Here is a 13311-nt window from a genome sequence, read left to right as displayed (position 1 = left end):
CAATGCATTTAATTTTTATAAATCAAGAAGCTTCCCTTTTTTATGGGTGGTGGCAATTTGCTGCCTGCCTTTTTGCATTTATGGCATTGCTATCCATTTGGTGGCATATTGGTAAAAAACAGAACGATTTTGGACAAGTTTGGTTGGCAGTATCAATATTATGCTGGAGTTTGTCTGGATTGGTTGAGGTTTATTTTGTGAATTCTGGTCAAGAAAATCTGATTTTAGCAGATGGTTTTCGTAGTATTTTGTCCTTGTTCAATAGTCTTTTTATATTGTTGGCATTGCCTTGGTTTAGATATCTTCCAGGTTTTCTAAAGAATATTATTAAATCTAAATATTGGGTTTTCATCGTTGGATTACCTTTCTTATTCTCCTTGTTGCCAACTCTAAATACAATGATATCGGGTAGGGAAGGAGTAATAAATGAACTTGATGTTTATTATGCTGTATTGACCTTACTATTTCTTGGTTTTGTATTGTGGCATTCATTTGCTAAAAGACGATTGATGACCTTGGCTTACTTATCACTGGTTTGCATAATTATTACTTTACTGGCACAGTTTTATAAACTAACAGGTTCAGCAGTAAATCTTACTCTGTTTTCAGCGATTTTCAAAACCTGGTTAATTATGATGTTTTTTGCTTTGGCACTTAGTTGGGTGAAAGAACTGTCAGAGAATATCATTTCAGATGCAGCTAGCCTTAGGATAGCACTAAAAACAATAAAAAAGGATAGTAAGATAGAACGTTGGGTTTTTCTTGAAGGTCTGCCTGGCAGATTAAAGAGCGAAGTAAAGCTGTCCAATGCTTCTTTTGAACTTTTAAAACGTTTTGCGGAGTCTCGAAAGTTGAGTCCTGAATCGTGGCTTGAAATAAAACCTAAACACCATGCTATAAAGGAAAGGGCATATGATATTAATGACTATAATGAGGTAAAACGATTGCTTATTGCTTTAGTAGATGGACTTTTTGGTAAGGGAAATTGGACAAATGAGCACCATCTTTTGCCATTAAAGAATACATTATTCGAATTATCAGAAAAACGGGAACGTAAAATTCGTTTATCAATTCCCCCAGACAACATAACACTCTAAGGATTGGTCACATCCCTTTTTGTCAGAAAGCCACTTTCCGACATTTTCATTTTTTTTCTGACTTTTCCTCTTCTCCAAAAATATACTTTTCAATTTGCAGGCTAAATCAAAAAACGAGCGTTATGCAAGTAGGTTTTCCTGTGAAGTTAAAGAGTTGTTTGGCTTTAGTTTTACTTCCATCATTGGCAAACGCACAATCAAAAGGCTTGGACGAGCAAATAAATGATGCTTTTATGCCCTTTGCCATTTGGTGGGAAAACCTAATTTTTTCTGAGGTAAACATTTTTGGAAATGGTATCCCTATAGTACTGATATTACTGTTGACAGGAGCATTATTTTTCACTATTTACTTTGGTTTTATAAATGTCAAACATTTTCCTACCGCAATAAAAGTTGTTCGTGGTAAGTACGATGATTTTGAAAAAGAATTAGTAATAAAAACGGTTAATGTAAATACCCATGGAAATGATATTATTGATACCATTAAAGATGAAAGTCACCATGGTGAAGTGAATCACTTTCAAGCATTGACAACTGCGATATCTGGTACAGTGGGGCTGGGTAATATTGCAATGGTTGCTGTCGCTATATCAATTGGTGGCCCAGGTGCTACATTCTGGATGATTATTGCTGGCTTATTGGGTATGTCATCAAAATTTGTAGAGTGTACCCTTGGGGTTAAGTATCGCGATATTGATGAAAATGGCAATGTTTTTGGAGGTCCAATGTATTATCTCTCCAGAGGGCTTAAAGAAAGCGGTTTTACTTTCTTAGGTAAAGTGTTAGCCGGCATCTTTGCTGTGCTCTGTATTGGCGCTTCCTTGGGAGGAGGGAATGCTTTTCAAACCAATCAAGCGGCAGCGCAAATCATAAATAGATTTGGAGTAGAAGGTTCTAATTCGGGAACCATTATTGGAGTAGTGTTTGCAATTTTGGTGGGTATAGTAATAATTGGGGGTATCAAACGTATAGCTAAAGTTACGGAGAAAGTTGTTCCATTTATGGCTGCACTGTATGTGGCAGCAGCTTTGTTTATTATTTTTTCAAACTTTGATAAGATTGGTGAGGCATTGAGTTTAATTGTATCTGAAGCATTTTCGCCCAAAGCCACTATTACCGGTGGTTTTATAGGAGTTATGATACAAGGTTTTAGAAGAGCCGCATTTTCTAATGAGGCAGGTGCTGGATCGGCTGCAATTGCCCATTCTGCAGTAAATACAAAGTTTGCTGCTTCAGAAGGTTTGGTTGGTCTTTTAGAACCATTCATAGATACTGTTGTTATTTGTACCATAACTGCTTTGGTAATCATTATTTTTAATGTGGATGGAATGTTTATTTATGGAGATGTTATTAATCAGCAAGCGTTAATGGCAGATGGTAGTAGGATGGGAGGGGTGAATTTGACATCCACAGCCTTTGAAAGTGCTATACCAGGTTCCTCTTATGTTTTGGTAATCGCTGTGGTACTTTTTGCCTTTTCTACTATAATTTCTTGGTCCTACTATGGGCTGCAGGCTTGGAAGTATTTATTTGGAAGAGGAAGACTCTCTGACTTGATTTATAAATTACTATTTCTGGTTTTTACTGTTTTGGGAGCTGCCATCACATTGGATGCAGTCATAAAATTCTCAGACGCTATGATTTTGGCTCTTGTTTTTCCCAATATCATAGGCTTATTGCTATTATATCCAAAAGCAAAAGAAGAGTTGACAAAATATTTAAAAATGATAAAAACAAACCCCTAATCTTATGTTGTTAGTTACCTTTTGAAAACTTTAAGCGGACCTCTTGTACTTGACTATCCGAAACCGTAATATCATTTTTATTTCCCCAGGAATTTTGAATATAGTTCATAACATCAGCAACTTCTTGATTACTTAGTTTAATCGCCTTCATTTTACGATTATAAACTATTCCATTCACAGTAATTTTCTCAGATTGTCCAAATAGAATACCACGGATACTAGCTTCTCGATTGTTAAATAAATAATCGGAATTAGCCAATGGTGGAATTCGTTTTCCTTTTCCCAACCCGTCTTTAGAGTGACATACTGCACATTTTTTCAGATATACATTTTTGCCTCTAGAAATGCTGGTATTCAAATCAATATTTTGCGCTTGAAGATTTAAATTGCTTAAAAGAAAGAGTATCGTTAATAGCAAGAGTTGCTTAATCATTGGGAATTAACTTATAAATACCTTTCCCTTCAACCCCTACATAAATATAACCATCAGGCCCTTGTTTTACATTCCGTACCCTACCAAGGCGATCCAATAACTTTTCTCTATAAATTACTTTGTTATTTTTTAATTCTAATCTTTCCAAGTACTGGAAAGCCAGTGAACCCACTAATAGGCTACCCTTCCAATCAGGATATTTATCTGAAATAACAAATGTCATCCCGCTGGGTGCAATGGATGGTGTCCATTGATATAAGGGCTGTTCCATTCCTGGTCTTGAGGTTTCATCTGTAATTTTTGTACCAATATAATTGATGCCATAAGTGATTACTGGCCATCCAAAGTTTTTGCCTTTTTTAATGATATTGATTTCATCACCTCCTCTTGGACCATGTTCATGATTCCAGATTTCACCTGTAAAAGGATTTTTAACAAGTCCTTGCGGATTTCTATGACCATAGCTAAATATAGCTGTTTTAGCACCTTTTTTGTTAACAAAAGGATTATCTATGGGTATGCGCCCATCATCATGGATACGGTATATTTTTCCACCGTCCTGGGTAATATCTTGTGGATTTACATCTCTATTACCCCTATCTCCAATCGAAAAGTAAAGGAAGCCTTTATCATCAAATTCTAATCGAGAACCCCAATGTTGTCCCTTTGTGGTATTTGGGACTCCTTTGTACAATAACTCTTTATCGGTTAATTTATGGTCTTTAAGTTTCGCTCGCATGATGGCAGTGTTACCACCTTTTCCATCCCCTTCAGATGAGGAAAAAGAAAAATATATCCATCCATTGTTCATATAATCAGGATGTAATTCAATATCTAAAAAACCACCTTGTCCACGCTCATAAATATCTGGTAAATTGCCTATTTGAATTTTTTTTCCATTTTCAAAAAGAATAAGCTTTCCACTCTTTTCTGTGATTAAAATGGCATTTTTTGAAGGAAAAGTCATACCCCATGGGTTTTGTATTCCGTCAACAACTAATTCTTCTGAAAATGAGCTAGTTATAGGTTTTTTAATGTTCTTGTCTGTTGTCTGGGCACATGATTGAGTGAGCAGTACAACGAAAAAATAGAGACAAATCGGGTGTTTTTTCATAATTTTAACGTTATAAGTATACTTTTAACAGTTGAAATGCAGTTAGAAATATACCGAACAGAGTAACTAATGTATAAAATAGATTTTATTGTTTAGATAATTATAAACTAAGAATATAGGATCCCAAATCTAACTATTCTACCTTAACCTAAATTGACCTATGCTGCCCAACACCAAAAGGCGTATTTTGTATGCCGTGCTATTGATACTATTATCAATAAGCACTTTCTCTGCGGTTGCAAAAGACAACATTCCCAGTATATTTAAGATTATAACTTCTAGTGTTGAAAAACCAGAAGATACTGTTGCTGCTAAAAATGAAGCTGCTTCTTTTGAAATAACAAAAGCTAGCAATACAGTTTCGGCACCACTTTTCATGACGATAATACAAGGGGCCGATGAAGAGGTTGCATGTAGTAACAATGGTTTTACAGTCGCTAGATTTAATTTATGTGGTGATTCTGATGATAGGACAATATCACTCTCAGGAGGACCTTATGGATCTGTAGAGTGGCAAATATTAGGGGGTTCTTGTACCCCGGACATCAATGAAGATTGCCCAAATACGACCACTACATGCTACACTACAGTTGGTACTTCCCAAACTTTTAATATAGATGCAAGTACAATACCTGCTGGCTCTGGTGCTGAATTTAGGGTGCTTGCAGATGGTGCCCAGTACTTTTTTAAGGTAAAGAAGAGTACAATTACACAAACTCATGTAAAAAGAGATTTTATCTGTGGTGTTGATGGGCGTATTCAAATTACTAATCTATCCAGTTCTTACGAATACAGTATAGATGGTGGTACTAATTGGCAGGCTTCGCCAATATTTGATGGCTTAGCCCCAGGAACTTATAATGTGACTGCACGTTTACAGAATACTCCAAATACTTGTGAATATCCTTATGACCCAATAGTTATTGAGCAATTGGATATTAGTATGGATGTGGAATTTATTGATGCGCAATGTTTTGGAGATACAGGCAGCATTACAGTAACTGTGAACGATGTACCAGGACCTTATAAATATACGTTGTTGGATGAAAATGGGGTGCCTCAGGAGTTTACTACGTTTATTACCACAAATCCCTACACATTTAGCGCAGTTGGTTTTGGAACATATAGTGTTCAGGTTGAAACACAACAGTGTACAGGTGATCCAGGAAATGGAATACCACCACCGCGACAAAATATAGACATAAATGGTAACCCAATCAGTATTGGGGACGGTATTACACCTTTGTCAGCTTCAACAGAAGTGAATGAAAGTTTAAGTGCAGAGCCATCTTGTGGTGCAACTAGTGTTGATATTATCGTTAGGACATCTGGAGGTTCAGCACCATATACTTTTACAGTGAGTGATGGAGGTACTTCCACGGGTTCTTATACTACCCAGACTACTTATACGGTAACCACTGCTGGCAGTTATGATTTCACGATCACAGATGCCAATGGATGTACCATTGATGCATCAGCTAATGTAGTGGAGTTGACCCCACCTGATGTTACTGCGACTGGAATCGATGGGACTTGTACCAACGGAGGGGCAAAATTAGATATTGATGTTATTGATGGGAAAGGATATAATCTTTCGTTTCGGGCAACATCAGGAGACCCATGGAGTACAGATCCTTTACTAACAGTGCCTGCGGGTACGTACAATTCGATTGAGGTTAGATACCAACAAGGAAGCTTTGATTGTATTTTTACCATTCCAACATCGGTGACTGTAAATTCAGTTGGAACCATAAATGGAAATGCGGTAAAGATTGCAGATCGTACATGTGATGGAAGCGGAGGAACAGTTGGTGGAGTAATCGAATTTCAAGGACCTTTTTCTGGAGGTTCAGGTAGTGGCTATGTATTCAGTATTTCAGGTGATAGCCCATCAAACTTTACAACTCAAACGTACTACGATAATTTAGCTCCAGGAACATATACTCCTATTATTAGAGATAGTGGTGGTTGCCGTTTAGAGTTGACACCTATCACGATATTGGATATAGACCCGCCAACAGCAATTGCTTTTGCACAGAGTGATATTAATTGTGCTGGAGGTACTTCAGATGTGCAATTAACAGCAACAAGTACAAATCCTATTGTCAGATATGAAATAATAAGCCCTGCTTATTTTGATAATGCTGGTAACGATACATTTAATGATATTAATGTAAACACAGCTTATGAATTTAGAGTTACTGATGATCAAGGCTGTATCTATACAGATAGTTTTACGCCGGCTGTAATTAGCTCAATTCGTGCAAGAGTAAAGTCTGGTGGCGACACAAGAGTTTGTATTGGTGCGACTGATGGTAGTGGAACGTTTATAATAGATGGCTTTGCTAATACATATACTTATAATATCAATGGGGGAACTGAAAGTACTCCCCAAAATGATTTAGAAGTAGATCTTCCACCATCTGGTGCTGGTACTTATCAAATCACCATAACAGATACGGATACAGGATGTCAAGATACTGCTTCAATCACTATTGTTGAGCCAACTCCTTTTGATTTAAGCACAACGGAGGTAACTCCAATGAGTTGTAATAATAACAATATTGGACGAGTAAGAGCTAATGTTACTGGTGGTTTTGGAGGTTATACTTATAGTTTGGAAGATCCTACAGCAACAACCACTCCATTTCAATCTAATAGAACATTTGGTAATCTTACTATTGGAGGTGATTATATCTTAACAGTAAGAGATACAGAAGGTTGTGAGGATACTTTCAATTTTACATTAACACCGCTTACAGCACCAATAATCGCGATTGCGAGTTCAGATTTATGCTATTCATCAACAAATGATGGCTCTGTTACGGTAAGCTCTTCAGGTGGCGGTCCAGGTCATGAATATCGAATTAACAATGGTGCTTTTCAAGCTAGTCCAACATTTGGCAATTTAGTGCCAGGAAATTATACTATTGAAGTTGAAGATGATAACAACTGTAGTGCACAAGTTTCAATTACAATACCACCGCAATTACAGGTTTCTCTAAACATTGTAAATGAGATACCATGTGGGGGGAATGGTGAAATGGCTATTACTATAAATGGAGGAGATATCACAGACTTAACGAATACCTCTTATACTATTTATTTGGATGGAACCCCAGTAGTTGGTCATACAGGAGTACAATTGCCTTCCAGCCCATTTAATTACAATGTGCCATTAGGAAATGATGGTCAATATACAGTTGAGGTTACCGATAATAACAATTGTACCAATACTTCACCACCAATAACATTTACGCCTCCAGTAAGTATAACAGCTACCGCAAATGTTGTGGGACCAAGTTGTGGTGATGCAAGTAGTGGATATGTTGAGATTGTACCAGATGTGTCTACAGGCGCTCCACCTTTTCAAGTTGCATTTGCACCTGGAACTGGAGTTTTCATTGATGATCCTTTTAACCCAGACCCAACAAATACGTATAACTACAGCTCGCAGACAATATTTTCAGGACTTCCAGCTGGTGACTATGAATATATCGTAAAAGATGATAGAAACTGTACAACAGGAGTACAATCTATTACAATAACACCTGATACTACAAATCCACCTGACGCTACGGTAACTCCTTTAGGAGCTACATGTAGTTTAGGAGCAGTTTCTGGTGGAATCCGTATAGATGCTATTGCTGATGGAGTACCAAATTTCATCATTATTATTGAAGATAATTTTGGAAATGAAATTATAAGAAGGGAAAATGTGACTCTCGCAGATTTGCCTTTAGATATAAATGACCCATTATTAGTTGAAGGGAATTATACAATTATTACGCTAGATTCTAGAGGTTGTATTGATCAAGATGCAGTTGCAATTAACTCGACCGATTTGGATATTGTTCCAGATTTTGTAGTTCCTGATAATTGTGCCCCTGGTATTTTACCTCAATGTGTGGATATCGTAAATGGAGTAGGTCCATTTGATATACGTTTGGTTACTGATCCACCTTCCACATATGTTGATTTAGGAGTTGGTATTAGAAGATACTGTTTTCCAGACCTTGTTCCAGGAGCAAGTTATACAGTTGAAGTATTGGACGAAGGAACCGGTTGTATATATTTTGAGACGGTAGAAATTCCTGAAGAAACAACTCCGGTCGATGTTGCACTAGCCATAGATAATGGTAACTGTAATGGCGATGATGTTGAGCTTGAGTATACCATCACTGGTGCTGTTGGCCCTTTTGACATTATTATCCGTAATTTGGATACAGGAGCCATTGTAACCGATGTAACTGGAGTAGCTACCACCAATGATACTTTCTTAGTACCTCAAGGACCTTATGGTATATCAGTAATCGATAATGGTACTGATTGTGTAGGTGCAGACACTATTGAAGCTACACTTAACATCCCCCGAGTGGATGTCATTAATAACGAAAATGCCAATTGTATTGAACTAGGCCAGTTAACAGTTCGTGGTAGTGGAGGAACACCATATCCTCCAAGTGGTGCAGGATCACTTCCTGATGGCTCTCCATATGAGTATGCTTTTGTTGATGCTGGTAATACCCCAGTAGCAGGAGATTACGGTACAGCAACTACAATTTATTTACCAGGATCATTGGTTGGTAGAGCCTATGATATATGGGTTCGTGACTTCCGTGGATGCGAATATATGACCTCGGCTACTATTGTACAATTAGACCCAGACTTACCAGAACCTGCTATTACGGTTAACAACCAATGTAACGGGACAATCCCTGCAGGAGGTTTTGAAATTGAATTGACAATGCCAGCATTTGTTGATAACCCTACATTTACACTAGGAGGGCAAACACAGACTCCAGTTTATGATCCAAATAACCCTACAGTTGCAATATTTAACGTAGGTAGTAGTATAGGTGTATTTGATATTTATGTTGTAGATGCCAATGGTTGTGATGTTACTACTACGGCTGAAGTTTATCAAATATTAACATCTTCAGGAAGTTTTACAACGGATCCTAGTTGTGAAGATTCCGATGGTATTATCACGGTTAATGTAGATGGGGGTAGTGGAGACTTTACTTTAGAATTAACCGGAACGGATTTTAATAGTGTAGCGGTTGGTCCTATATCACAAGTAAATGATGATGTATTTACCGGTGCCAGTACAAATACTATTGAAGTTTTTAATAACCTAGCCCCAGGTACGTATCAAGTCTTAGTGACAGATAATCAGGTTACTGGAGGTGGAGGTCTTAATTGTACAACAACCGTAAGTAACATTATTGCCGATATACCAACGCAACCAGAAATTTTAGATACGGGAATAAGTAACATTACCTGTAATGATGGTAATCCAGATAATGGTAGTATTAACGTTACTTTAATTGCAAATACAGATATTGATGGTATTCAAGCATATAATCTTTATAACGGTAGTTTACCATTACCTCCAAGCCCGACTGCAATAGATACAAACACTTCAGGTTCTTTTACAGGCTTAAGTGCTGGTAATTATGTAGTACAAGTAGTTACAGATAAAGGTTGTACCGATGAAGAAAATGTAACTATTGCAGAACCGGCAGCTTTCGAAATTACCGCATCTGCTCCTGACTTTTCATGTGAGCCTGGTTTAAATACCTATAGTTCTACAATTATAACTGTATCAATTGTTCAGCCAGGAACTGCATCAGGAGGATATCAATATAGTCTTACGGATGGAAGTAACTATCAGAATGGAACCGCTTCTGATCCGTTCGAATTTGAAATTATAGATAATGGTTCACCTCAAAACATTACGGTATATGCTATCGATGGGAATGGTTGTCCGGCATCTTTTACACTGCCGACCATCAATCCGCCAACAGACGTAGTCCCTACTTTAAGTGTAGAAAGTGTGTTGAATTGTGCAAATCCTGAACGTATTAGAATAGATGTTACTGGTACTACAGATTTTACTATAGTCACAAACTCAGTAGCCACAGTCGCAAATGTTGATGTAGTTGGAGCTTCTTTTGGATTTGTGGATTTACCAGATGCAGGAGATTATTTAATAGAGATTGTTGATAATATCGGTGGTTGTACATATCCATTTCCAAAGCATGAAGTGGAAAGCCCAATAGTACCAACCATTACTATTGCTGAAGCTCAACCAGTTCGTTGTGCCGTTCCAGGAAACGACGGAGAACTTTCAATTGAGGTTACGGATTATACAGGAACTTATTCTTATGAGGTATTTGCTGTGGACAATCTTGGAAATGAAACATCTACCGGAATCATAGGTAGTTTAGATACAGCAAATAATCCTGAAACAATTTCAGGGCTTTCTGGAGGTAACTTTGTGGTTAGAATAGCTTCGCTACAAGACCCTTTCTGTTCAAATGTTAGTAATCTGGCAACTATTAGAACCCCTAACGGACCTCTAGTACCCAATGCTATTGAGATAGGAAATGTAAGCTGTGCTAATAACACAGGTAAGATAGAGGCAAACTTGACTGGTGGTTGGGATGTTTCTCCATATGAGTATCGACTTTTATTAGATTCTGATAATGACACCACTTATGAAACAGAAGTAGTTACATGGGGTGCATCAAATGAATTTGAGAATTTAGCCAGTGGCGATTACAGAGTAGAGTATAGGGATATTGAAAATTGTGATACCTTTTTTGATATAACACTCGATGAAATACTTTCAATTCAAGCTGGGATAAGAGAGCCACAAGCTTTGGTGTGTCCAGATGGGAATAATGCTGTATTGGAAGCATTTGATCCAACAACGGGAGATGCCATTACAGCAACAGCCGGTGCAACAGGTGGTGTCACTGGAGCTGGATATAAATACCAGTTAATTTATTTGGGCAGCAACAATATTACTGATGAGATTTCAAGAAGTGGATTGCAAGATTCACCAACTTTTACTGGAACTGGAGGAGGTTTTATAAGTCAAGGATGGTATGCTATAGAGGTTTCCTCTAGTTTTGGATGTTCTGGACTTACCATTCCTTACTATGTAGATCCGCCACCACCGATAATTCCAAATTTGGTTCAGGTTCAAGCACCTGGATGTGGTGGATTAGGTCAAATGCGTTTGAGTATTGAAAACCCTGAGCCTGGTTTTGAGTATGAGTATAGACTTAATGATGTCGCTGGCGGGAATCCAACGGACCCATTTATTAGAATAGAGGATACTGCAGGGAATGCTTCAACTTTTGTTATTATTGAAGGAGGACCAAGTTTTTATCAATATGAGGTTAGAAAAATAAATGCAACAAATACCTGTGGGGTAATAAACTCTAATGGTCTAACATTGGTTGATGCCCAAAATATTGATTTAGTGGTAAACCAACCAGATGATATTTCTTGTGCTTCAGAAACTGATGGACGTATAGAGTCTTTCTCTTCCGGAGGAGTAGGAAGTAATACGTATACGCTATATTTAGGAGACCCAGTTGATGCTTTCAACCCTTCAGCAACAGCAACAGTTGTAGCTTCTAATGATTTTGGAACTTTCGAAGGATTATCAGATGCCACTGATTATTATATTGCTGTGACTAGTGGTGCAACATGTCAAGATATTGAAGGCCCTTATGTAGTTGCTAGACCGGAACCGATTGTTTTTGAGGCAAATGCAACTCCTATAAGTTGTAGTGGAGAAAATGATGGTACCATTACCGTTGAGGTAACAAGTGGAGGGGAAGGTCTATTACAGTTTGCAATAGGTCCAAACTTTAATGAATTCTTTAGTGATCCGGATAACCCCACCACATATACCTTTGAAGACTTGGAAGGTGACGCAAATGGTCGTGAATACACAGTATTGATACAGGATTCTCAAGGATGTTCAGAGTTGACTACAGTGATGGTCTATGAACCAGAGGAAATTAGAATTTCTTCTGTTGAGACGCCAGAAATATGTCTTGGTTTTGCTGATGGTACTGCACAATTAACAATCACAGGGGGTACTCCTTTTGTAGATGGTAGTGGAGTGTCTTATTATGAAACAAGTTTGAATTCAAATGACGATGCAGATTTTGTTCGAAATGACAGCCTTCTTTTTGAAAATCTTTCAGGAGGAGAAACCTATGTGGTATTTGTTCGTGATGCTAACGGTTGTGCCAATAGTATTGTTGTCCCGATTGAAATAGGTGTAGATATCATGGCAGAAGCCATTGTAGAATATGGTTGTGACGGTATTTTTCCAAATAGTACAGCACGTGTAGAAATGCAAAATCAGGCTGCATTATCAGAAGTTTTATTCTCTTTGGATGTGGATGATATTAATGTAGCAACCACAGAAAGAATGTGGGGAGACTTACCAGCAGGGGACCATGTAGTATACGTTTATCATCAAAATGGATGTACAACAATGGTAGAGTTTACCATTGATTTCTACGAGCCATTAATGTTAGAAGTCCAAAAAACTGGACCGGACGAAATCACGGCAATAGCAACTGGAGGATTTGGTGGTTACGAGTTCTTCTTCCAAGGGGAATCTACAGGTGAAGTAAACACCTTTAATGTAAATATAGATACCACTATTAATGTTAGGGTGATTGATGAAAGAGGATGTATAGTTGAAATGGCTTTTCCATTCGATTTTGATGGTATGGTAGATATACCTGGCTTCTTTACCCCAGATGGTGATGGTTTAAATGATACATGGTATCCTAGAAATCGTGAGTTCTTCCCTAATATAGATGTAATTATTTACGATAGGTACGGTAGAGTAGTAGCAAGACTGGATCAAGTATCTAAATGGGACGGAAATTACGATGGAGCTCCTTTACCAACCGGAGATTATTGGTATGTGATAAATGCCAACGATAATGAAAAGCAAAAATATGTTGGACACTTTACCTTATATAGATAGCTTTTTGTCATAAACAATACAAGGTTTAAAAGATACTTTTTAAAGATGATTTTATACATTTCATATACGGAGTAAGATAATATTTATATCTTTTGGTATAATTTGTAGGA

The 13311-nt window shown here is 37.5% G+C and carries 5 protein-coding genes; 3 read left to right on the top strand and 2 right to left on the bottom strand.

The features are described from left to right. The first annotated feature begins 2 nt into the window (after positions 1 to 2). Positions 3 to 1097 (top strand): hypothetical protein, encoded by a 1095-nt coding sequence (locus AACP56_RS03265; RefSeq protein ID WP_339333470.1) that lies wholly within the window; start codon positions 3 to 5, stop codon positions 1095 to 1097. Between the two features lie 122 nt (positions 1098 to 1219). After that, positions 1220 to 2842, top strand: a complete 1623-nt coding sequence (locus AACP56_RS03260; RefSeq protein ID WP_339333472.1) for an alanine/glycine:cation symporter family protein — start codon at positions 1220 to 1222, stop codon at positions 2840 to 2842. Positions 2843 to 2852: 10 nt separating this feature from the next. Here the strand turns inward: AACP56_RS03260 and AACP56_RS03255 are convergent, their stop codons facing one another. Beyond that, the gene (locus AACP56_RS03255) at positions 2853 to 3275 is read right to left on the bottom strand and encodes a c-type cytochrome (protein WP_339333474.1); all 423 of its coding nucleotides are present in this window, start codon (positions 3273 to 3275) and stop codon (positions 2853 to 2855) included. Continuing rightward, complete coding sequence (locus tag AACP56_RS03250; RefSeq protein WP_339333476.1) at positions 3268 to 4389, bottom strand: PQQ-dependent sugar dehydrogenase; 1122 nt, start codon at positions 4387 to 4389, stop codon at positions 3268 to 3270. The genes AACP56_RS03255 and AACP56_RS03250 overlap by 8 nt, the downstream gene beginning before the upstream one ends. A 160-nt stretch (positions 4390 to 4549) precedes the next feature. On the opposite strand from AACP56_RS03250, the gene AACP56_RS03245 reads away from it, so the two are divergent. Beyond that, positions 4550 to 13201 carry a T9SS type B sorting domain-containing protein gene (locus AACP56_RS03245; RefSeq protein ID WP_339333478.1) on the top strand — a complete coding sequence of 2884 codons (8652 nt, stop codon included), beginning with the start codon at positions 4550 to 4552 and terminating at the stop codon, positions 13199 to 13201. The last annotated feature ends 110 nt before the right edge of the window (positions 13202 to 13311 follow it).

Source organism: Croceitalea sp. MTPC6, from assembly GCF_036985525.1.
Taxonomy (GTDB): domain Bacteria; phylum Bacteroidota; class Bacteroidia; order Flavobacteriales; family Flavobacteriaceae; genus Croceitalea.
The sequence above is the reverse complement of the archived record's forward strand: the minus strand, read 5'-3'. Positions and strand labels throughout refer to the sequence as shown.